The 24,329-nt window shown below is 43.8% G+C and carries 17 protein-coding genes; 2 read left to right on the forward strand and 15 right to left on the reverse strand.

Going from position 1 to position 24,329, the window contains the following annotated elements; translation table 11 throughout:
- Positions 1–7 precede the first annotated feature (7 nt).
- Positions 8–457, reverse strand: a complete 450-nt coding sequence (matP, locus tag MHO32_RS19990) for a macrodomain Ter protein MatP (protein ID WP_005446823.1) — start codon at positions 455–457, stop codon at positions 8–10.
- Positions 458–668: 211 nt separating this feature from the next.
- Here matP and MHO32_RS19995 point away from each other — a divergent pair, with 211 nt between their 5' ends.
- Positions 669–2,309 carry a S16 family serine protease gene (locus tag MHO32_RS19995; protein WP_050936356.1) on the forward strand — a complete coding sequence of 547 codons (1,641 nt, stop codon included), beginning with the start codon at positions 669–671 and terminating at the stop codon, positions 2,307–2,309.
- A 70-nt stretch (positions 2,310–2,379) separates the two neighbouring features.
- Positions 2,380–2,898 (forward strand): bifunctional 3-hydroxydecanoyl-ACP dehydratase/trans-2-decenoyl-ACP isomerase, encoded by a 519-nt coding sequence (fabA, locus tag MHO32_RS20000; protein ID WP_005390081.1) that lies wholly within the window; start codon positions 2,380–2,382, stop codon positions 2,896–2,898.
- A gap of 171 nt (positions 2,899–3,069) precedes the next feature.
- Here the strand turns inward: fabA and rmf are convergent, their stop codons facing one another.
- The 14 genes from rmf to MHO32_RS20070 form a co-directional block, all read right to left on the reverse strand.
- Entirely contained in the window at positions 3,070–3,243 is a 174-nt protein-coding gene (gene rmf, locus MHO32_RS20005) for a ribosome modulation factor (RefSeq protein ID WP_005446820.1), read from the reverse strand.
- Between the two features lie 171 nt (positions 3,244–3,414).
- Positions 3,415–5,187 carry a DUF3466 family protein gene (locus MHO32_RS20010; protein ID WP_239213616.1) on the reverse strand — a complete coding sequence of 591 codons (1,773 nt, stop codon included), beginning with the start codon at positions 5,185–5,187 and terminating at the stop codon, positions 3,415–3,417.
- A gap of 7 nt (positions 5,188–5,194) precedes the next feature.
- On the reverse strand, positions 5,195–7,114 hold the full coding sequence (locus MHO32_RS20015; protein WP_005446816.1) for an ABC transporter ATP-binding protein: 1,920 nt from the start codon (positions 7,112–7,114) through the stop codon (positions 5,195–5,197).
- Positions 7,092–7,343, reverse strand: coding sequence for a glutaredoxin family protein (locus MHO32_RS20020; protein WP_009702647.1), 252 nt, complete (start codon positions 7,341–7,343; stop codon positions 7,092–7,094). The genes MHO32_RS20015 and MHO32_RS20020 overlap by 23 nt, the downstream gene beginning before the upstream one ends.
- A gap of 18 nt (positions 7,344–7,361) precedes the next feature.
- Complete coding sequence (gene rlmKL / locus MHO32_RS20025; protein ID WP_239213617.1) at positions 7,362–9,485, reverse strand: bifunctional 23S rRNA (guanine(2069)-N(7))-methyltransferase RlmK/23S rRNA (guanine(2445)-N(2))-methyltransferase RlmL; 2,124 nt, start codon at positions 9,483–9,485, stop codon at positions 7,362–7,364.
- A 511-nt stretch (positions 9,486–9,996) separates the two neighbouring features.
- Positions 9,997–10,539, reverse strand: coding sequence for a cell division protein ZapC (locus MHO32_RS20030; protein WP_239213618.1), 543 nt, complete (start codon positions 10,537–10,539; stop codon positions 9,997–9,999).
- A gap of 169 nt (positions 10,540–10,708) precedes the next feature.
- Positions 10,709–11,719 (reverse strand): quinone-dependent dihydroorotate dehydrogenase, encoded by a 1,011-nt coding sequence (gene pyrD / locus MHO32_RS20035; protein WP_017190185.1) that lies wholly within the window; start codon positions 11,717–11,719, stop codon positions 10,709–10,711.
- Between the two features lie 304 nt (positions 11,720–12,023).
- Complete coding sequence (locus MHO32_RS20040; RefSeq protein ID WP_005446807.1) at positions 12,024–16,865, reverse strand: NAD-glutamate dehydrogenase; 4,842 nt, start codon at positions 16,863–16,865, stop codon at positions 12,024–12,026.
- Between the two features lie 199 nt (positions 16,866–17,064).
- On the reverse strand, positions 17,065–17,283 hold the full coding sequence (locus MHO32_RS20045) for a DUF2835 domain-containing protein (protein WP_005446806.1): 219 nt from the start codon (positions 17,281–17,283) through the stop codon (positions 17,065–17,067).
- 66 nt (positions 17,284–17,349) lie between these two features.
- Positions 17,350–19,956: an aminopeptidase N gene (pepN, locus tag MHO32_RS20050; RefSeq protein WP_239213628.1), complete on the reverse strand. Its 2,607-nt coding sequence runs from the start codon at positions 19,954–19,956 to the stop codon at positions 17,350–17,352.
- A gap of 232 nt (positions 19,957–20,188) precedes the next feature.
- Positions 20,189–20,854, reverse strand: a complete 666-nt coding sequence (locus tag MHO32_RS20055) for a hypothetical protein (protein WP_005446804.1) — start codon at positions 20,852–20,854, stop codon at positions 20,189–20,191.
- Between the two features lie 209 nt (positions 20,855–21,063).
- Positions 21,064–23,058 (reverse strand): carboxy terminal-processing peptidase, encoded by a 1,995-nt coding sequence (gene prc, locus MHO32_RS20060; protein ID WP_005446803.1) that lies wholly within the window; start codon positions 23,056–23,058, stop codon positions 21,064–21,066.
- Positions 23,059–23,075: 17 nt separating this feature from the next.
- Positions 23,076–23,702: an RNA chaperone ProQ gene (proQ, locus tag MHO32_RS20065; protein ID WP_005446802.1), complete on the reverse strand. Its 627-nt coding sequence runs from the start codon at positions 23,700–23,702 to the stop codon at positions 23,076–23,078.
- A gap of 98 nt (positions 23,703–23,800) precedes the next feature.
- Positions 23,801–24,274, reverse strand: coding sequence for a GAF domain-containing protein (locus MHO32_RS20070; protein ID WP_005446801.1), 474 nt, complete (start codon positions 24,272–24,274; stop codon positions 23,801–23,803).
- Between the last annotated feature and the right edge of the window lie 55 nt (positions 24,275–24,329).

The raw sequence follows: 24,329 nt of genomic DNA on the forward strand, positions 1-24,329 counted from the left end.
ATACTCCTTAGCTAGAAAGCAATTTACTCAAGTCTTCTTTCAGCGACGATACCTTCATACTGGCTTTTTCACTTCGAGATGCCTCTGATAACAAATACTCAATAGCATCGGATAACGTACAGCCTAGCTCGTTCGCTCGATTGGAGAGTTTTTCCCACACTCGATAATCTAGATCGATGGACTTTTTCTTCGTGTGGACTTGTTCTGCATTGAAGTGACGTTTACGCTTAGCACGGATCGCTTGCTTCAGCTTATTATCAAGCTCTTCAGACATGTGGTTTTCAATCCAAGTAAGAACTTGGGTTGGCTCATGCTCAAGTTTACGAAGTTCGGCAATTGCGGCATCGGCTTCGCTCGTATCGATGTATCGGGTAACGGCTTCACCATCCTTCCACTTTTTGATGAGATACTTCCATTTCCAACCACATTCTAAATTTTCAAGCTGTTGATATTTCATCCTTCTGACCCTCAATACACTTATGGTGACAGCGTAACCCAAGTGTGCAGATTCGGCAATTAAAACTCATAAAAGTATCGATGTTGATCACTCATTTGTCGAAGGTTTAATCAACTGAATTTGCAGAATTTTTGGATTGGTCAAATTGTCGCTAGGGAGTTGATCGCCGTTTCGCTATAATGCTTGCAAGACTAAATTATGATGAATTTGAATGAACCAAGTTAACTGGCAAGATGTCACCCCTTCTTTCGAGCGGTACGAAGAGATTTTAAGTAAAGCCACTTCTCTACCGATTAAGCCCTTTATTGACCTTCAGCCTAGGCTTGAGGCGACCATTGACCGATTTACTCGTGTTCGAGGATTAACCCGTATTTTATTAGTGAATTGCACTGATAATGCGCTTTATCGTGGTTTCGTCAGCGAAGTATTGAAGAATAAGTCGTCAGCGCCTGTTGTGACAGTTGAGTCACTCGATGCCAAAGAGTTATTTGATCGCTACAGCGTGAATCAAGATGGTCAAACGACATTTGAGTCTGGCTTACTGTCTAAAGCAGATGGCGGTTATCTTGTTGTTCCTGCCAACTTAGTGCTTGCAAACGCTGCGCGCTGGCCAAACATTAAAGCAGCAGTTCAAGGTGGAAGCTTTGCCCCGATTAACCTTACACCAAATCGAATTGCGTCATCGCCTTTTGCACCACAAGACTACGATGTAAAGCTGATCATTACAGGCGATCGAAACCAGTTAGCGGAAATCGAATATGTCGATGAAGACTTTTCTACAGGTCTGACGATGTATACTGAGGTTGAAGAAGATATCCACTTATCTCAAGAAAACCTAAGCAAATACGTTGGTTTGGTCAATTGGATTTGCCATGAATACCAACACCCTGCATTGAGTAACGAAGCCTTCCGAAGATTAATTCTTGCCGGCATGCGCTATACAGAAGATCAACACTATCTGCCTCTCGGTGTACTGTGGCACAACCAGCTGTTAGGTCTTGCTGGTCAGTATTCAAACTCATCGAGTATCGAGTTTGACGATATTGATCGTGCTATTGATGATAAATATTACCGTGAATCTTACCTACCACAACGTGCTGTGGACGATATTCTTGATGGACAAGTGATCATTGAGACGACCGGCGAACAGGTTGGGCAAATTAATGGTCTTACAGTGATTGATATGGCCGGACACCCTGTCTCCTATGGGGAACCTGCGCGTATTTCTTGTGTTATTCACTTTGGTGATGGTGATATTTCAGACGTCGAACGCAAAGCAGAACTTGGCGGCAACCTACATGCTAAGGGCATGATGATCATGCAAGCGTTTGTGAGTTCAGCACTGAATCTTGATGAACCACTACCATACTCCGCTTCGATTGTATTCGAGCAATCATACAGCGAAGTCGACGGAGACAGTGCCTCCTTAGCAGAGCTATGTTGTTTGGTGAGTGCCTTGTCAGAATCTCCAGTGAATCAACAGATCGCGGTTACTGGTGCAGTGGATCAATTTGGTCGCGTGCAAGCCGTTGGAGGCTTGAATGAAAAGATTGAGGGCTTCTACCAAGTATGTAAACACCAAGGCTTTACGGGAGAGCAAGGTGTGATTATGCCTAAATCTAACCTAAAACATCTCGCGTTACATAAAGATGTCATAGAAAGCATTAAGAATGGTGAGTTCCATATTTGGTCAGTTTCTACTGTTGATGAAGCGATTCCCATTCTTATGTCTAAACCATTTCGCGGTGAAGAAGACAGCATCATTGGTAAAATTGCCGAACGTATTGAAAACTTTGAAAGACATGAGCATCCAGAAGGAATTGTGGAGCGCATCAAAAACTGGTTTGTCTAGTACTGATCGGAGTTGTTTAGCGTACACGTGTTCACTAAGATGCAGCTATCAAAAATTGGAGTAATTGATAATGCAAAACAAACGTGATTCTTACAACCGTGACGATCTTCTCGCTTCTAGCCAAGGTGAGCTATTTGGACCAGGTTACCCTCAGCTTCCTGCGCCAAACATGCTAATGATGGATCGTGTTACTAAAATGTCTGAGACTGAAGGCGATTTTGGTAAAGGTTTGATCCTCGCAGAATTGGACATTACTCCAGATCTTTGGTTTTTTGACTGTCACTTCCCTGGTGACCCAGTAATGCCTGGTTGTCTTGGTCTTGATGCTATGTGGCAGCTTGTTGGCTTCTTCCTAGGCTGGGTTGGCGGTAAAGGCAAAGGTCGAGCTCTGGGTGTTGGCGAAGTGAAGTTTACGGGTCAAATCCTACCAACAGCGAAAAAAGTAACGTACGAGATCCACATGAAGCGTGTTGTTAACCGCAAATTAGTAATGGGTCTAGCTGATGGTCGTGTATGTGTAGATGGTAAAGAAATCTACGTAGCAAAAGATCTGAAAGTGGGTTTGTTCCAAGACACTTCAAGCTTCTAATCTCCTACTCTGAAGTATTTATCAAGGCTCCTATCAAAGGAGCCTTTTCTTTATCTTATGGCATTTAGTTTAGACACACGCGTAAATTGCTACATTTAAAAACATCCGCTTTAAACGCAGAAAAGGCTCTTAACGAGCCCTTTCAAATCCTTCTGTTTGTATGTGGAGAGTTTATTTGTAGAGACCAGATTGTCTTTCATCTCTGGCATCACGCCAACCACCTAACCAATACGACCGAGCATCAATTTGTTGATATGGGCAAGCCTCTTGAGACCTTCCATTCAACCCAGCTTTATAGCCTTGAGATTGAGCTCGTTCTAGGCGATCACGCTTTTGTCTCTTCATAGTTAATTCCTCATACAGGTCCATTTACAAACGTACTACTGTTATTGTGAAACTTTGATGGAGTTTTTATGACTCCATCTACAAGAATCGATCAAATTGCGCATTTTCTCAAGGCATAAAAAAAGCAGAGGCTCATTTCTGTGAGCCTCTGCTTGATTTAAAAATTACTGACTATTTTCTACGGAACCCGAATAGACCCAGCATGGTCAAAGCCAGCCATCCTAGACCAGCGCCTTGGCGTTCCGCAGCTTCCTCTTCAACACTGCGTGATTGAATATCAGCTTTAGTTGCGCCTGGAATCGGCTTAAGCTTGACGGCAACGATTTTCTCTTCACCATTACTACAGAAAGAGTTGTGAGCTGTTGTGTCATAACCGCCTGCACACTTCATTGCTGTCGCTGAGATAACGCCGGCATCGTTGATATCTGAAGCGCTAATGATACGGAACTCGTTGTTGCTGTCAGAAATATCTCTGGCGCTTGCGCTCTGATCGTTTGCACCGTTGGTGAGATCGTCGAGGAGCCATGCTTTGCCATCGAAGATTTCTTTAGCACGCTCACTAACTGTTCCACCTTGAGCATATGGATAGATAAATCCACGTTTACGGCGAGGTTTACCCTCTTCTTCACGAGTCTTCTCAGCGTCTAATTGACCAACAATCTCATTGTATGAGTTGATGCCACCCATTTGACCGCCAGCACCGCTAAAGAATATACCAGAAGTTGGGTAGAAGGCACTTACTGAACTGCTAGTCACATTATCAACAATGAAAAGGCGATTTGGAGCAGAACCTGTTGGCATTAGATAAAGACCCGAACGTTTGGCTTCGCCAATTGCAACAAAATTTGCGTTTACGTCAGTTAGACGTGAGTTGGTATGAACCGTATCGCCACTGATTCTTTGTTGCGCGCCATCAACTTCTATATTTTTCCACGTGGAGCCAACTACTGAACCCTCTTTCGCCAACGTTCCCACGAACACGGTTGCGTTCATGTAGTTGTTGTCATTATCGTAGGTATTGTAACCAACACCGTACACAGTAGTTCCATCCTCAACTAAGCCACGCATACTTCCTTGCGCTAAACGTTCACCATCAATATAGTTCCCACTTGGCCACGCGATTTGACTTACAGTACCAGAATCATCCCAAATAGCTGCTTTGGAAGTATGGTGTGTTCCATTTTCGTTGCTAGCTCGTTCTGAAACACTACCGACCGTAAATTTACCATCAGTACGCCACGCTCGACTCGCGACAACGACAGCAGTGTCTGAGCTTGGTTCAATTTTGGGGATTACAGGAGCAACAACCGTATTTCTAGTTTCTAAATTCGAAGGGTCGGAACTACTAACAACGCTCTGATTACCAACTGGTTTACCATCAGCGGTAAGACTGTTAATGATATTGTTGTACTTATTGGTATACGCTGCAGAATCAATAGTATTAGGTGTATCACCCTCGACGTAAGCTAGTGCATTTGAAGTAAAGTCTTTACTAAAAGCCTCTTTATTCCAAGGACTCCAATGGACTGATGCCCATGATTCACATGTTGAGTAACGACGTTCGTTCGTACAGTATCTTTCAAAGTCATCGAACTCTTGTACGTAAAAGAAACCCGAATCCATCGCAAATGGCACTTCTTCACGGTAGCTAACGCCGTCGACTTCTTGCCCAGTTGAGATTGGGGTTACACGCGTTTCAAGCGCAAGTTTAAAGTGCTTTGAGTCACAATCTGCGCCTTTGTCAAAACAACCCAGCGCGAAAGGTTTTCCTGTATCAGGATCGTTATCCACGTCACCTTGTTGAATTGCGACACCGTACACTGTTTCCGTAGTGACGTTTTCAGGGGAAACTTCAACTACTTGATACAGTGCTGCATTGGCATTCATTGCCGTACCGACCATCATAGCGATGGCGGTTAATTTGAATTTGTTACTACAATTCATCGAATTCTTAACTATCCTGTTGCATTGCTTCGAGTTCTTCCCATCTCTCGAACGCGATTTCCAACTCCTGCTCTACCGCAGCGAGCTGTTCCAATACCGGTTGAGTCTGTTCTACAGATTTAGTGAAGAACTCTGGGTCGTTCACTTGTTCTTGTAGAGTCTCAATATCCGCCTCTAATTGTTCTAGTTTAGCTGGAAGAGCCTCTAATTCTCTTTGCAGCTTATACGATAACTTCTTCGAATTGTTCTTAGGTTGCGTAGTTTTGGGAGTTTCCTCAACCACTTTCTCTTTCTTCGCTGCTTTTTCAACCTGGCTGCGCGAAGCAAGAACTTGATCACGCTGCTGTTTTGCGTCGTGGTAACCACCAACAAACTCTTCGATTATGCCGTTACCTTCAAAAATCCAACTGGTCGTCACCGTATTGTCTACGAACTCACGGTCGTGGCTCACTAACAGTAACGTACCCTGATAATTGGCAAGCATTTCTTCTAAAAGTTCCAACGTTTCGATGTCCAAATCGTTGGTAGGTTCGTCAAGAATAAGCAAGTTGTTAGGTTTCAACAAGATACGAGCCAGCAACAAACGGTTTTTTTCACCTCCAGACAAGGCTTTTACTGGCGTGCGAGCACGTTTTGGTGCAAACAAGAAATCTTGTAGGTAGCTCAATGCGTGACGCTGACGCCCTCCAACCATCACTTCTTGCTTACCATCTGCTAAGTTATCAATAACCGTCTTTTCAGGATCAAGAATTTCACGGTATTGATCGAAGTAAGCCACTTCGAGCTTTGTTCCACAATGAAGACGACCGCCTTGCGCTGATAATTGCCCTAATAGCAACTTGAGAACGGTACTTTTACCACAGCCGTTAGGACCAATCAGTGCGATTCGATCACCACGCATAATGTTGAAGCTAAAGTTATCAACGATTTTTTTGCCTTCAAAAGCAAAAGAGACATTCTCAGCTTCAAAGACGATCTTACCTGAGCGTGAAGCATCGTCGATGTTAAGGTTAACTTTACCCTGAACCTCACGTCTGTCACGACGTTCTTCACGAAGCTTTTTAAGGGCACGGACACGACCTTCGTTGCGAGTACGACGTGCTTTAATGCCTTGGCGAATCCACACTTCTTCCTGAGCTAGCTTTTTGTCGAACTCTGCATTTTGCATTTCTTCGACACGAAGCATCTCTTCTTTATCATTTAAGTATTGGTCATAATCACCAGGGAAAGAAGCGAGTTGTCCGCGATCGAGGTCAACAATGCGTGTCGCCATCGATTTGATGAATGCACGGTCGTGGGAAATGAAGATGATCGAGCCTTTGAAGTCCTTTAGAAAGTTCTCTAACCATTCGATGGTCGTTACATCAAGGTGGTTAGTTGGCTCATCAAGAAGCAATACATCAGGGTCACAAACAAGTGCACGAGCGAGAGCGGCCTTACGTTGCCAACCACCCGATAGATCAGTCAGTTTGGTTTCAGGGCTTAGCTTTAGCGCGCCAAGTACATTCTTAACACGATCATCAAAGCGCCAAGCGTTAAGGTGATCCAACTGTTCTTGAATCTTAGCAAGACGATTAATGTTCTTTTCACTTGGGTCCTGAGCGACAAGATCGAGAAGATCATGATAGATCTTCAACTGCTCACCGATTTCAGCTAAACCACCAGATACGTATTCGTAAACTGTGCCTTCTTGATTGCGTGGTGGATCTTGTTCAAGTCGAGAAACAACGACGTCTTGGGTGATTTGAATCTTGCCATCGTCCAACAAAATGTCGCCAGCAAGCACTTTCATTAACGTAGACTTACCTGCACCGTTGCGACCAACTAAACAAACGCGTTCATTTTCTTGAAGAGCGAACTCTGCTTTGTCTAGTAATGGGTGGTCGCCAAATGCAAGTTGTGCGTTATGAATGGTAAGTAATGCCATTATTATCCAACCAATGTTTGAGTTTTTCTAAGTCAAACGGCCAGTTCAACTCAGAATCTTGATATTTTAATACGGGAATTGTTACGCCGTAACGAGAAAAGAGAGCATCGTCGAACGCTATGTCGACGATGTGTGTTTGTTCGGCGAGACCAATCTGACTAACGAGGTCAAACGCCATCTCGCAGAGATGGCATCCTTCAGTGCTGTAAAGCGTTAGCACGTTCAACATCCTTTTACTGTTCCGTCCCTATTCTGCGTGAGTAACCAACCAGCAGTTGTGAATCTGTTTGTTACGAGAAAAATCCAATGGCAGAGTTTGAGAAGAAATGTTCTGCGCTTTCAACCCAAGTTCTGCGAGCCCTGCTTCGTCCATCTTGAAATGGCGTTTATTGTTAGAGAAAACAATCGTACCGCCAGCACGCAACAGACGCTTAAGGTTCGTCATTAGCTTAATGTGGTCACGTTGCACATCGAACGACGTTTCCATGCGTTTAGAGTTAGAGAACGTCGGTGGGTCAATAAAGATAAGATCATATTCACCTTTGGCGTTCTCAAGCCACTGGAGACAGTCAGCTTGCTCAAAACGATGCTGGCGACCAACACAACCGTTTAGCTGCATGTTGTCTTTCGCCCAGTTGAGGTACGTGTTAGACATATCTACCGTAGTTGTAGAACGCGCTCCACCAACTGCAGCGTGCACTGTTGCACTGCCAGTGTAAGCAAACAAGTTAAGGAAATCTTTACCCTGTGCCATTTCGCCAAGACGACGACGAGTTATCTTATGGTCCAAGAACAAGCCCGTGTCTAGGTAGTCATGAAGGTTTACGATCAGCTTCACTCCGTACTCGTTCACTTCAAGCGTCTCTGAAACTTGACCTAATTTTTGGTACTGGCTACGACCCTTTTGCTTCTCACGAACTTTAAGTACTACGTTATTCGCTTCTACACCTGTTACCTGAATCGTTGCACGGATGATGTCCGTTAGACGGCGCTTGGCTTTTTCTTCAGGGATATTCTTAGGTGCCGCGTATTCTTGAATCACAATTTGATCGCCGTACACGTCGATCGCAACATTGTATTCAGGAAGATCCGCATCGTAGATACGGTAACAGTCAAGTTTCTCTTTACGAGCCCACTTACCAATCTTGCCAATGTTTTTCTTCAAACGGTTTGAGAAGTCTGGTGCAATTTGAACATTAGTGTCCGCGCCTTTCACTTCATCAACGCTGCGCTCTGCAATGCTGTAGTTCTTTTGGTGACAAGGTAACGCACCATTGTTCAATTTGAACTGTTTGTCCGCACGCATACGAAGACAGCTTAGTAGCTCGTCTGAACTTGAGAAGATAGACGCTTTACAACCGCCAAACTCTGCTTTTAGCTGACCACCAAACGCTGTGTATAGCGCGATCAGACCAGGCTCAGTGCCAAGACGCTCACCATAAGGCGGGTTAGAAATGATAACGCCAGATTCGAAACCAGCCGGACGAGTAATGGTTGCTGCATCGCCTTGTGCAAATTCAATCAACTCTTCAACACCAGCTCTACGAGCGTTGTCTCGTGCAACCTTCAATACTTTCGGGTCGTTATCGAAGCCGAAAAACTTAGCGTCAACTTTTTTGACACCGCGTCGAGCTTGTACATTTGCCTCTGATTTAATCTCTGCCCAAAGCTCTGGTTCAAAATCTTCTAGCGCTTCAAAGCCCCACTGTTTGCGCTTAACGCCTGGTGCCATATTGGCTGCCATCATCGCAGCTTCAATCAGCAACGTACCAGAACCACACATTGGGTCTAGAAGCGGTTGTGAACCATCCCAGCCACAACGCATTACGATTGCTGCTGCAAGCGTCTCACGTAACGGAGCTCGACCTGATTCTGGACGGTAGCCACGTTGATGAAGGCCACTCCCCACCATATCCACACCAAGAATGGCTTTGTCTTTGTGCAGACGAACGTGAACGCGGATATCAGGGCGTTCTTTGTTAATGTTTGGACGAGGAAGTCCTTTCTTCTCAAAGCAATCTACGATGCCGTCTTTTACTTTCATTGCACCGTATTGGCTGTTGCGGATTTCACGATTCGTACCATTGAAGTCGACCACAAAGCGCTTTGAACTATGGAACTGGTTTACCCAGTTGATTGAAGACGTCGACAGGTAAAGGTCCATGTCGTCGTTACAGGTAAATTCCGATAAAACACGTACAAATCGAGACGCCAAGCGGCTCCACAAACAGCAACGGTAAATCTGTTCATTCGTCGCCTTAAATTTAACGCCTGCCTGTACTGGTTTGGCGTTTTCAATGCCTAGTTTAGTCAGTTCTTCAACAAGCAAATTTTCCATGCCGTTTGAAGTTACCGCGAGATATTGATTCATAGTGTTCTTTCGTCGATAAAAAATGGCTTTGATTATACCTGACTTTACGATCAATGCCTCGTTTTTAAAGGCATTTTTACTTTATTAGCTCAAACAGTCGCCAATCTCATCTGTTGAAAATCAAAACACAACACATCTACAAACAGAATACGTCTCTTTATCACTTTCTAGTAAAGACAAGCATCATAACGAGAGTGAATACTTATTTACATCATTTTTGGTCTATACCAACCGTTGATTTTGCGCGTAATTAACTTACAAAATGAGCGTATAGGGGAACAAAAGGTGAAATATTAGGCGTCTGGTTGCCTAAATTAAGGAAACGCTAAAATGAAAAAAGTGGAATAAAAGTGAGCTACTTCATATCTGAGATACAAAATAGCCCTCACCTAGGCATGTATTTGGCGTGCACAAGAGGAGATATTCAGAAAATTCTAGGCAAAAAAAATCGACCTAATGAGGTCGATTAATGCAAACAAAGGAACGAAAATAAAGAAAAATCAAAAGGAAATTAACCCACCATCGCCATTGGTGCCATCGTGAATAAGTGATTGGCACACACCATGCGATCGTGCATTACTTTAATTGGTTGCCCAAATGGCAGTACTTTGCTGCCATCAAGTAGAAATTCATCCTGCCCTACGTAAGCACATAGGCTTGATGTTTCACCTGGTTCTAGAACGATGAATACGCCTTCTGAATATCGATTTGTTAGGAAGACCATATCCCCTTCTTCTGGCTCATGTCCATCGCATTGGGCGTCGAAGAACCAGCTCTTCGGTTGAACAGGTTTATGAAAGCGTTTTGCAGCTACGCAATAGAGCGTAAGTTCGGCTTGACGGTATTCGTTGATGTCGAGACAACGGATTCGTTCGTTGTACGTTTGAAACGCGCTTGCGTCGTCAACAGTGAATTCATTGTTTGAGAAGGCACAATTGACCAACAGCTTACGGCATAGATTGGTTTGGAAAATCATCTCCTCCCCCAAATCCAGCATTAGGCAAGCTTTCTGCTCGTCAAAATACCAATTCCATTTGTCGCTGGGTTTAAGCATTATTCCGTTCTCTTGTTTGTGACTAGTTAATCAGTAATAAGAGGTAAGACGCTTAATTACCTACTCATGATTTTTAAATTTTACAAACGAACGGGCAAAAAAAAAGAGGAAACGAATTCCTCTTTTTTTAGTAACAAGCGTCGATTTCTCAACGATTTAGCGATTGCTCTTATAGATTTTTAACAATATCGCGTACGAGACCTGGTCCGTGGTAGATGAAACCAGTGTAAACTTGAACAAGTTGTGCACCTGCCATCATTTTCTCTTTCGCTGCAACGTATGAGTCAACACCGCCCACACCGATTATCGGAAGTTTATCGCCAAGCTCTTCATGAAGTTTACGAACAACTTCTGTTGAACGTGATTGAACCGGACGTCCGCTTAGACCACCCGCTTCGTTCGCATGTTTCATGCCTTCAACGACTGTGCGATCAAGCGTTGTGTTTGTTGCAATCACACCGTCGATGTTATTCTTAATTAGCGACTCACAGATCTGGCTGATTTCGTCATCGCTCAAATCCGGTGCAATTTTTAGCGCAAGTGGTACGTACTTACCATGCTTTTCTGCAAGTTCTGCTTGTTTCTCTTTGAGTTCAGATAGCAATTCGTCTAGCGCTTCACCGTACTGAAGTGAACGAAGCCCTGGTGTATTTGGTGACGAGATGTTCACGGCGATGTAACCGGCATACTCGTACACTTTTTCCATACAAATCAGGTAGTCCTCTGCCCCTTTCTCAATTGGTGTATCTTTATTTTTACCAATGTTGATACCAAGAATGCAGTTGTATTTTGCCTTTTTCACATTCTCAACCAGATGATCCACACCTAGGTTGTTAAAGCCCATACGGTTGATGATACCTTCCGCTTCAACTAGGCGGAACAAACGTGGCTTGTCGTTACCTGGTTGCGGACGAGGCGTAACAGTACCAACTTCGACAAAACCAAAGCCCATAGCGTCAAACGCTTCGATACATTCGCCGTTTTTGTCCAAACCAGCAGCAAGACCCACTGGGTTACGGAATGTAAGCCCCATGCATTCTACTGGACGATTTGGTAATTGTTGACGATAGAAAAGATCGAGAGGAGTGCCGTTAAAGCGTTGGAAGTTTTTGATTGCAAGATCATGTGCCTTTTCGGCATCAAGTTGGAAAAAGCCAGTTCTGGCTAGACGGTAAAGCATTGTGCCTCCGAAAGAAAAAAGCCCCGTGTAAACGGGTCAATATTATTTACTGTTTTTCAGTGCAATTCAATGAAAATGAGTGAATTCAGCAAAATAGTATGTCTCATTTTAATTTTGTTCATAAAAACAGTTGATTAGCACTCTATTCTCTATACAAAATTGCTAGCTTTTTATTTAAAAGCAAACGATTTCATGCCGGGAAAACTCAAATTGCACGTTACGGCGTCACTTGTTGTGTGGAGTTATAATGATTTGAACATAAAAAAGCCCCGCGATTGCGAGGCTTTTGCTAAAGTCACTTACCCTATTCGTTCGAAGAACAGTTCAGGTTAAGTAGAACCAACTCTCGAAGTGCAACAGAGAACTTAGCGAACTCATGAACGGAACCAACTTTGAATTCATTCAAGATGCTCTCCCAACGATGTAATGACAATTCATTCGTTGTCATCCAATCTTCGAGTGCTTGCATCACGTCTAGATCTTCTGTTGAGCAGCCGCAAGTTAGAACTTGAGCAGTCAATTGACGTTGTTGCCAATCGAGATCCTCACGGAATGCTGCACGAGCAAGAGCTTGCCAGTTATTATCAACCGCTTGGCTATTGATCTGTTTCAAGAACCAGTGAAGTGATAAACGGTCACCTAGATTAAAGTAAAGCTTCGAGGCTTGTTCAACCGTTTTACCCGTTTCGCTTGCTACTGTTGAAATATCCAGTGCAGACTGTAGGCTAGAGAGACGAGCTACATGGTGTGCCAGTTTCTCCTCTACTCCGCGCTCAATCCATTTCTGAGCAAGTTCGTTATGCTCTTCCACTTCTGATGCAACTAGCATGGTGTCTAGCGTTTCAGTAATAGTGTGAACATCGTCTTTATATAGCGCAACGAGCTCAGTTACTGTGCTCTTACCGCTGCGATTGCGAAGTAACCAACGAGAGATACGGCGCAATGCGCGACGTACATAAAACATGATCTCATACTGTGCTTCTGCAGTTGCAACGTTATCGAGTGCACGAGTTTGCTTAAGAATATCTTCCAGTTCGAAGATCTCACGTGTTGCACTGTAAGCGTTCGCAATATCAACGACACTCGCGCCCGTCTCTTCTTGAAGACGAGTCACGAAGTTACAGCCCATTTCATTAACCATTTGGTTTGCCAGCGCTGTTGCGATGATTTCAGCACGCAGCGGGTGGTTTACCATCTGATCTTTGTAGTTACGGCGTAACTCACTTGGGAAATAAGCAACTAACTGTTTTCCATGGAATTCATCATTTGCAATTTCGTCAGCAACCAATTGTTCTTTCAGAACCATCTTACCGTAAGCTACGAGTACTGAAAGTTCAGGACGTGTCAGACCAAGACCTTGTTTCTCTCGCTCAATCAAGGTTTCATCGTCTGGAATGTACTCAAGAGCACGATCCAAGTACCCTGCTTTCTCCATTGTATGGATAAAGCGGATTTGCTCTTTAACGATGCCAACACCTTGCTGTTCAGTCACCGAAATAGACTCAGATTGACGGTATGCATCGTCCAATACGATTTCGCCCACTTCGTCTTCCATCGATTCAAGAATCTGGTTGCGTTGTTTAACCGTTAGATCGCCATTCGATACTAAACCATTCAAGAAGATCTTAATGTTCACTTCGTTGTCCGAACAGTCTACGCCACCAACGTTATCCACAAAGTCCGTATTTACACGACCGCCTGTGCTTGCGTATTCGATACGACCAAGCTGAGTCATACCTAAGTTACCGCCTTCACCAACCACTTTCGCTTTTAAATCACGTCCATCGATACGGAGTACGTCATTTGCACGGTCGCCAACATCAGTGTGTGTCTCGCTGGAAGCTTTAACATACGTACCGATACCACCATTCCAAAGCAGATCCACTTCCATTTGCAGGATCATCTTAATCAGATCGTTTGGCGCTAGAGACGCTTTCTTCGTGCCCAGCATTTTTTGGATTTCTGGCGTTAGTTGGATCGATTTAGAGCGACGAGAGAAAATACCACCGCCCTGCGAGATCAACTCGGCGTTGTAATCTTCCCAGCTTGATCGTGGGAGATTGAACAAGCGATTACGCTCTTCCCAGCTGGTGGCTGAATCCGGATTTGGATCAATGAAGATGTGCATATGGTTAAACGCAGCTTGTAGACGAATATGCTTAGATAGCAGCATACCGTTACCAAATACGTCCCCTGCCATATCACCCACACCAATTGCTGTGAAGTCAGTGGTTTGACAGTTGATGCCCATTTCTCGGAAGTGGCGTTTCACCGATTCCCAACCACCTTTCGCAGTGATACCCATTGCTTTGTGGTCATAACCATTAGAACCACCTGATGCAAACGCGTCACCTAGCCAGAAGTTGTACTCATCCGATACAGAGTTCGCCAAATCAGAGAATGTTGCTGTACCTTTATCGGCGGCAACAACTAAGTATGGGTCGTCTTCATCGTGACGCACTACACTCTTCGGCGGAATAACTTCGCCTTCGATGATGTTATCGGACACATCGAGAAGCGCGCGAATGAAGCGTTTGTAACAACGTTGACCTTCAGCGAAGATTTCATCACGGTTAGTTAGAGTTGGCTGACGTTTACATACGAAGCCACCTTTTGCACCCACAGGAACAATAACCGTGTTCTTAACTTGCTGTGCTTTAACCAGACCAAGAATTTCAGTACGGAAGTCCTCTTGACGATCCGACCAACGCAAACCACCACGCGCGACTTTACCGCCACGTAGGTGTACACCTTCAATATCAGGTGCGTAAACGAAGATCTCAAACGCAGGCACTGGCTGAGGAATATCTGGGATTTCGCTTGGTTTCATCTTCAACGATAACCAAGGTTTCGGCTGCTTATTTTCGTCCAATTGGTAGTAGTTAGTACGTAGCGTTGCCGTGATCATTTCCATGTAGCGACGGATGATACGATCATCATCTAGGCTTTCAACACGATCCAGTTGCTCGGTTATTTTCTTGATAAGATCGTTCTGACCTTTCTCGCTGCCTTTGTGTTTTGGATCGAATCGTTTGGCAAACAAGTTTACTAGACCCGTTGCCAAATCTGGGTAATGGCTAAGGGTATCTTCTATGTATTGTTGGCTGAATGGGAAACCAACCTGGCGCATGTAGCGCGCGTATGCACGAAGAATTGAGATTTCACGACCAGACAGTGAAGCGCCTAGTACCAAGCGGTTGAAGCCATCACTCTCTAGGTTACCTGCCCAAATCGCTGCGAATGCTTGTTGGAAACGATCGCGAGCTTCACGAAGATCAACGGTCTTGTCGCTCTTATGCAGCATTGAGAAATCTAGGATCCAGAATGTTTGACCATTGTTGGTTTCGATCTCATAAGGCGATTCGCCGATCACACGTAACCCTAGGTTTTCCAACATTGGCATCACGTCGGATAGGTGAATTGGCTCGTCGCGGTGGTATAGCTTCAAGCGAACTGCTTTCGATTCAGCCGCTTCTTCTTGCGGACGATAGAACAACATGCCGAGTTTGTTGTCGTCGCTTAACGCTTCTAGACGTTCGATATCTGCAACCGCAGAACCTGGCATCATGTCTTCTTTATATGAACGTGGGAATGCGCTCATGTACTCTTTCGAAAGCGGAAGACCTTTGCTTTCACCAAAGTTAGCAATGATAGACTCTTTTAGGCGGTCGTCCCATGAAGTCGATACTTCCATTAAGTTCTGCTCAATCTTTTTCACGTCTACATCAATGTTGTTATTGTCTACACGAACAATGTAATGGGTTCTCGCCAACGGGCTTTCTGAGAAGAAGGTTGTGAATTCAACCTCTTGTTCACAGCCAAAGTACTGCTTAAGAATGCGTTGCGTTTGACGACGAAGCTCTGTGTTGTATCGATCTTTTGTCACATAAACCATACAGCTGAAGAATCGACCAAACGGGTCTTTACGAACAAATAGACGTAACAAGTCACGATCTTGCATTTGCACGACACCCATCCCCACTTCTAATAACTCTTCTTCACGAGCTTGAAGTAATTCGTCACGTGGGTAGTTTTCTAGAATGTTGTGCAGGGCTTTGTACGAGTACGATCCGTTACGGTAACCACTCGCTTCTAGAATACGATCCACTTTCTCGCGGATCAGAGGAATACTTTGTACGGCTTGGTTGTATACAGCAGAAGTGTAAAGACCTGTGAAACGGTGCTCACCAATCACTTTGCCGTTCTTATCGAATTTCTTAACGCCAATGTAGTCAGTGTAAGCTGGGCGGTGAATACGAGATGCCTGATTGCCCTTAGTGATGATCAATGCGTAAGGCTTTTTCGCTTCTAGGCGTGCAGAGTCGGACAGTTCAGAAAGCTTGATGCTGCGAATGCGATTGTCATCGGCAAAGAGACCAAGACCTTTCTCTTTAACAGGTTGCAGCTCAGTGTCACCATTGACGCTAACAAGATCATACTCTTTGTAACCCATGAAGGTGAAGTTATGATCCCCTAACCAACGTAGGTATTCGATCGTCTCATCTAAACGATCAGTCTTCATCGAAACTCGATCTTTGTTCTTTTCAAGATCATCAGTAACGATCTTAAGTTTATCAACCATTTGTTTCCAATCATCAACCACTAAACGCGTGTCAGACAAAATGGTCAGTAGCTCATTTTTCAGCTCTTGCATTTCACCTTTACTGGTTAAGCGGTCAACTTCGATATGGAACAGAGATTGAAGAACACCACCCTCGCCATTAACGTCCGTCACTTGCCCTTTTTTATCGCGTTCTAGTTGCGTTGGGTTGTTGAGCATCAAGTGAGAAACAAGGTCAAGTCGCGTTAACGCCATCTTGATGGAATCCACCAAAAACGGGCTGTCCGGAACAACAATTTCAACAATAGTGTGTGTTGATTGCCAACCTTGGCGGCTGACAGTTGGGTTGAATACCCTGACAGAAATGTCTTCTGGTTTCTTTTCATTGACATGATGCCACAGGCTAACAACGGCACCATATAGGTCGGATTCGTTTCGCTGAATCAAGTCATCATCAGCAATGTTACTAAATAAGTGTTGAGCAAGTTTAGTTACAAGCGGTTGGTGAGAAAGCTCGAGTTTGTCTTGAATTAGTTGGTATACCTTTTCAAGCAGAACCGGCACTACATTTTCACGCGCGGTCATATTCACACTCCACATTAGAATTGTTGTTTTGTAGGGGGACTTAACTTCGGGTTTTAGCCTCGAAACTAAGCATAGGTAATGCATGCACTTATTGTAAAAGCATAATTACAAATGTTTAACAAAAATTCGCAGTGGTAGGAGGTGAAATGTTTGATTATGTGACTAAGATTCCTGTTTAACTCACTAGGAATATCAGGCATCACAGAGTTTCTAACTTTAGAAACTTATTATTTTGGTCAGTTGTGAGTCTAAAACGACCTCTAATGCCTAATTGACTAAGAAACGGTCGAAATTTTGATGCATCTAGTTGCACCCTCAAACCATTGTCAGTAATGACTTGTACAGAACTTGCGGCACCAGAGTAGTGTGAAAGAAATGTTTGATAAGAGATGTTGAGAGAGAAGTAATACTGGTTCATGAAAATGGATTGTTGTCAGAACAAAAAACTAGGGTGATCGTAATGACCACCCTATTCTTTTGTCGATTATTCGTCTAGTGCTTTAGTCACTTTTTCGAATAAGTCTTTCGCTAGATTGTCCATCGCTTTAAGCTTTTCAAGCTCTACACGAATAAGCGCTTGACGACCTTCATCGTATTTACGGAATTTCAATAGAGGATCGATCATGCGGGACGCCACTTGTGGGTTACTATCGTTCAAGTGACGAAGGATCTCACCAGCAAATTGGTAGCCAGAACCAGATTTATCATGGAAGCGTACTGGGTTTGCGTTCAAGAACGAACCAATCAAACTGCGCGTGCGGTTCGGGTTCTTCAAGCTAAACGCTTCGTGGCTCATGGTTTCTTTTACTTTCTCAAGTGCGTTCTCAATCGGGTTGCTGCCCTGAAGAACAAACCATTTGTCCATAACCAGACCATCGTGCTTCCACTTGTCGCTGTAATCCGCCATTAACGCTTCACGACATTCAAGTTGTGCACTGTTCGCTGCACTCATCGCCGCAATTGTGTCGGTCATATTGTTTGATGATTCATACTGCGCTTTTGCTAGCTCGTTACCCTTTTCAGTGTAAGCCAAGAACTGCAAGCACTGGTTGCGCAGAGCGCGTTTGCCAATCGCTGCATGGTCAATGCTGTATTCTGTTTGGTTCAATGCGTGATAAGTAGCACTCAGTTCATCTTCTAGTTCTTTAGAAAGTGACACTGTAATGCTATTCAGTACCGTATCTACCGCATCGATATCAATCTGCTTGTACCAACCAGTGATTTCGTTGATGGAAGGCAGAGAAAGCACTTGAGCAATAAACGCAGGTTCAAGGTTTGCATCAAGTAACACACCACGGAATGCATCGATTAAGTCTTCTGATAGCTTAACCTCACCACCCGCTTGAACGTTAGTTACGTTTTGACGAATGTATTTCGCTAGCAGCATTTGGCTTGCATCCCAACGAGCAAAATCGTTCGTTGCGTGCTTCATCAAGAAAATCAGTTCATCATCGCTGTAATCGTATTCCAATTTAACCGGTGCAGAGAACTCACGAAGCAATGATGGTACTGGTTGTTCTGCAACGTTTTCGAATACGAAAGTCTGCTTGTCTTGCTTCACGTCCAAAACGTTGTGTACGGATTCACCGTTGATAACCAGTGGAATCACATCACCATTTTGTGCGTATAGTTCAATATCGAATGGAATATGTAGCGCTTGTTTTTCTGCTTGGTCGTGCGTTGCTTCAGTAAATTGCTCAACCGTTAACGCGTAAGTTTTTGCTTCAGCGTTATATTCGCTGTTTACGCGAAGTGTTGGTGTACCCGATTGGCTATACCATAAGCGGAATTGTTTAAGATCAACGCCCGTTGCGTCTTCCATTGCAGAAACAAAATCTTCACACGTTGCCGCTGTACCATCATGACGTTCGAAGTAAAGCTTCATGCCTTTTTGGAAGCCTTCTTCGCCAAGTAACGTGTGGTACATGCGGATCACTTCGCTGCCTTTTTCGTACACGGTTAGCGTGTAGAAGTTATTCATTTCAATAACTTTATCTGGGCGAATTGGGTGTGACATTGGGCTTGAGTCTTCCGCAAACTGAGGACCACGGATAATGCGAACGTTGTCGATGCGGTTTACTGCGCGTGAACCAAGATCGGACGAAAACTCTTGGTCACGGAATACCGTTAGACCTTCTTTTAAGCTCAGTTGGAACCAATCGCGACAAGTCACGCGGTTACCCGTCCAGTTGTGGAAGTATTCATGACCGATTACCGCTTCAATGCCAAGGTATTCGCGGTCAGTCGCGGTTTTTTCATTCGCAAGCACAAACTTCGAGTTGAAGATGTTTAAACCTTTGTTTTCCATTGCACCCATGTTGAAAAAATCAACCGCAACGATCATGTAGATATCAAGATCGTACTCAAGACCAAAGCGATCTTCGTCCCACTTCATTGAGTTGATCAGCGAAGTCATTGCATGACCCGCGCGATCGAGGTTGCCTTTGTCGACAAAGATTTCTAGGTCTACTTCACGACCTGATGTGGTTGTGTATTTATCACGTAGTACATCAAAGTCACCGGCAACCAAAGCGAACAAGTAAGCAGGTTTTGGATGTGGGTCTTGCCATTGAACCCAATGACGACCATTTTCTGCCTCACCTTCAGCTACGCGGTTACCATTGCTTAATAGAAATGGATACACGGTTTTGTCTGCGATCACTTTTGTTGTGTATTTCGCAAGAACGTCTGGACGATCTAGGTAGTAAGTAATACGACGAAAGCCTTCTGCTTCACACTGTGTACAGAACGCACCACCTGATTTGTAAAGACCTTCAAGTGCGGTGTTTGCTTCCGGGTCGATCTTAGTAACGATTTCTAAATCAAATTCTGCTGGCAGATCGGTAAGAACTAAAGAGGCTTCTTTGACTTCATGATGAGACCAGTCTTCATCGTTCACTTTTACAGAGCGTAGCTCTAGCCCTTCACCATCGAGTTCTAATGTGGTTAATTCACCCTTTTGAACTACTTTTGATACTGCTGTAACGATCGTGTCGTTGTCATAAAGATCAAACGTCAAATCAATATCGGTAATTGTATGAGATGGCGCTTTATAATCTTTGCGATATTTCGCTTGGGGAGCTTGAGACATGTCCATAAATCCTTGTATATAGAACCACAAAAATACCAGGACTAGAGGCTCAAACACCTCTTACTGGTATCACGATATAAGCTATTTGTAGGGGTTGTGGTATCAGAATACAAGTCTTTCTATAAAAAAACGGAGCTTTTAGTGGCTTAGCTCCGCTTTCTGTTTAACATTTAATCAACATCAGAATATTTCACTATTAATAACCCTGCGTGAAATAATGGTGATGAATCATTTATGGTGTTACTCGATTAAGTACCGCGTACATATCACCGTTAGAATCTTGAATCGTCAGCTCGTTTTGGTTCAATGTATAGCGGGTTCCGTGCTCTCCGTTCTCGTACAAAAGAACTAGATGCTCACCTTCTGTGTAAAACACGCCTTGTTTCACTGCCTCTTCACCTTCTTCATTTGACACTCTAAACATAAATACAAAGTCTGGTTGAAGAATTAAGTCCATTTGGTTGATGTTATTTGCAAGCATGCCATCCCCTCCAACTTGAGAGCTTGACCAAATACCTGCAAGTGCATTCGACAACCCCTTAGTGAAGGTTACACCATTCAAGTCTAGAGTGTTGTGGTTATTACGATATGCATAAATTTGCGGTTCATCAGTATTCAACCCAAGGACGATGGTGTCCTCATTGGCGTTATAGAGTCCTTCCCAATGGTCGATTGAGTAATCTTTTTTCTGAATGTCGATAGAGAACGTGTAGTCCGAGCCAAGGGTGAGTTTTATCGCTCTAAAGTTTTCTGAAGAATCATCAGGGTTTGGATTCATCAAATACCAATCTCCGATCAAGAATGGAGTGTCAAAGTGACTAAGTTCGTCTTCCTTGTTGGTTTCCGCGCTAGAAACACTAAAGCAGCAAAAGCTAAGTAAAATAATGAACCATTTCATAACGGTATCCTTATCGTTTTCTTTTAGCTTAGGCTCTAGATCTCATTTTCGCGAAATATTTGATCTACATCACGTAAATTGTTAGTGCAAATTAAGCGCAGGAACAACCTATTTTTATAGAAACGCCGCTTTATAAACGCATAAAAAAAGAGCGAGTCGCTATGACTCGCTCTTTATATAGAGAATTATTAGTCGTTTTGACTGAATTTTTAGCCTTTCAGCATATCAACCATAACAGCAACTGACTCATCTAGATAAACGTCTGGCGCTTCGTAATCTTTTGGCACATCATCAAGCGTTTTGAATGGTTTTTTACCCATTGCTGCTTGACGTTCATTGATGCGCTCTAAGCGTAGAGCCTCGGCTTTATCTGATTCGTCTTCGCGCACTTTCTCGTTAAGAGACAACAAATTATCGTCTTTCTCTTTACGGTACTTCTCAATATCTTCTTTGATGAAACGGAACTCCATCTCATCAGCAATACGTTTATTGTGAAGCTCAGTTAGTTTAGTAACAAGCGCGTCGTTGCTTGGGAATGTCTGATACTTTGCTTTATCAATGCTATCCCAAGGTAATGCGTTGTCTTCAACACTCTCACCTGTTTCGCTTGGCTCAACTGGAGTTGGGTAAGCGATGTCTGGTGCAACACCACGGTTCTGAGTACTGCCACCATCGATGCGGTAGAACTTTTGAATCGTGTATTGTACGTAGCCAAGTTCTTTGTCGAAAAGATCGTAGATATGATTCAATGAGCGGTGTTGTTGAACGGTACCCTTACCGAAAGAGTTTTCACCAAGAATAATCGCACGGTTGTAATCCTGCATTGCTGCCGCAAAGATTTCAGACGCTGAAGCACTGTAGCGATTGATCAACACGGTTAGTGGACCATCGTAACTCACTTGCCCATCGGTATCTGCATTTACTTTGATGCGACCATAGCTATCGCGAACCTGAACAACTGGACCTTCTTTAATGAAGAGCCCTGTTAATGCCGTTGCTTCAGTCAGCGCACCACCGCCGTTGTTGCGTAGATCAACGATAACACCGTCGACGTTTTTCGCCTTCAATTCAGATAGCAGTTTATCGGTATCTTTTGAAAGACCAACGTAAAAACTAGGAACCTCAAGAACCCCAATCTTCTTACCGTCTTTCTCGATGATTTCAGACTTAACCGCACGGTCTTCTAAACGAACTTTATCACGCACAATAGTGACAACGTAACTCTTCGCATCTTTACCTTCTGGCAAGACTTGTAGGTTAACTTTGGTTCCTTTAGGACCTTTGATTAGTTGAACGACATCATCAAGACGCCAACCGATCACATCGACAACTTCTTCGCCATCTTGACCAACACCGATAATGCGGTCGCCCTCACCTAGCTGTTTACTCTTAGATGCTGGACCGCCGGCAACTAATGAACGAATCACTGTATAGTCGTCGGTCATTTGAAGCACAGCCCCAATACCTTCAAGAGACAGATTCATCTCTGATTGGAACTGTTCCGCGTTTCGTGGAGATAGGTAGCTAGTATGTGGATCAACTTCACGAGCGAATGCATTCATGTAAAGTTGGAAAGCGTCTTCATTGCGAGTTTGCGTGATGCGTTTCATCGCGTTGTTGTAACGTTTCGCTAGAACCTCTTTGATTTCTGGCCATTCTTTACCAGTCATTTTAAGGTTAAGAGCATCGTACTTAACGCGTTTTCGCCATAATTCATTTAACTCAGCTTCATCCTTGGGCCATGCGGCTTCAGAACGATCCAGTTCAATAAACTCATCAGTATTAAACTTGATTTCTTTATCGAGTAGAGTCAATGCGTAGGCAAAACGATCAAAACGCTTCTGCATCGAAAGATTATAAACATCAAATGCAATCTTGTTATTACCAGCTTTAAGCTGATCATCAAGGCTGACGGACCAATCTTTGAAAGAGTCGATATCGGCTTGAGTAAAAATATTTCTATTGTAATCAAGCATTTCTACGTAGCGCTCAAAGATCGCTTTGGAGAAATCATCGTTTAGATTGAAATGCTTATAATGAGAGCGGGTAAATCGAGAAGTAACTCGTTTGCTGGCTGTTTCATGCTGAACTTCAGGTGCAAGAACCGGCAAATCATCTTTGTTTAGTTTGGCTTCTAGAGCCTGAGCTGATGCTGCTAGCCAGAAGCTAGCAGCAATCAGTGTCACTTTTGAACGGCAATTCATGCGTAGGAGTATCTCCCTTATGCGCGCAAGTGCTCCGCTTTCACAACCATTTGTAGGCCGTTAGCAAGTTGAACACGTACATCATCCTTATTGACTTCAACAATGGTCGCTGCCATGTTTCCTTTGCCCATGTTCACGTTAACTGCGTTGCCGATTGTGATTTCATCAGCGTTTAGCGCGCGTGTTTCTACAGGCTTACTTTCTTTTTGTACTTTTGGTTTGTTAGCACGACGAGGCTGTTGTGGCTTTTTAGCCGCAGGTTTCGCTTTCGCCTTACCCTCTTCGCGAGCTTTTTGAGCTTGCTCTTTACGACGAGCCTGAACTTTCGCTTTGCTTTCAGCAAGTGTCGCTTTAGCGTGTTCTACGTGTTCTTCTTCTAGCTCACCACATGGGTTGCCATCTAGATCAACACGTACTGCACCTGGTTTTACGCCGTGTAGGTAACGCCATGATGAAGTGTACTGTCTTAACGCTGCACGAAGCTGAGTTTTGCTTACTTTTTCGTCTTCATTTAGACGTTCCGCAAGATCTTGAAAAATACCAATTTTCAGAGGCTTTGCTTCACCTTCTAAAGTAAAGCACTTAGGGAAACATTCAGCAATGTATGCGATAACTTCTTTGCTGTTTTTTAACTTTTCAGTCATGAGGGTTCCTGGTTTGAGCGGATTTCCGCGAAGCATTAAGAAAAAATATTCTCGTATTATAGTGACATGCCAAGGAAAAACCACACTCGAGGGCGAATTTATGCGTCGTTAGCGTGCGAATTAAGCAGCTTTTCTACTTCAGCCATAAAATGAGTGAGGCCTTCTTCATCAATTTCATTGAATCGACCGATATTTGGACTATCAATATCCAACACGCCAGCCACTTCCCCATTGATAGTAAAAGGAATAACAATTTCTGAATTACTTGCTGCATCACAAGCAATGTGACCTTCAAATGCATGCACATCGTATACTCTTTGTACGCTGTTAGTTTGTGCTGCAGTACCACAGACGCCTCGTCCCATTGGGATACGAACACAAGCAGGCTTACCTTGGAAAGGGCCGAGCACCAACTCATCACCTTTCGTTAGGTAAAAACCCGCCCAATTCAGGTCTTCAAGTTCCATAAATAGAAGAGAGCTGATGTTGGCAAGGTTTGCGATGTAGTCTTTCTCTGATTCGATAAGCGCAACTGCTTGCTTGGTAAGTCTTTGGTATTGTTCTATGTTCATATTAACTTCCTACTTTTTATTTAGGCTTCCATTCTGTTGGTATGGCGCTAAAATG

It is taken from the genome of Vibrio sp. MMH1-50 (assembly GCF_022347645.1).
GTDB classification, from domain to species: domain Bacteria; phylum Pseudomonadota; class Gammaproteobacteria; order Enterobacterales; family Vibrionaceae; genus Vibrio; species Vibrio harveyi.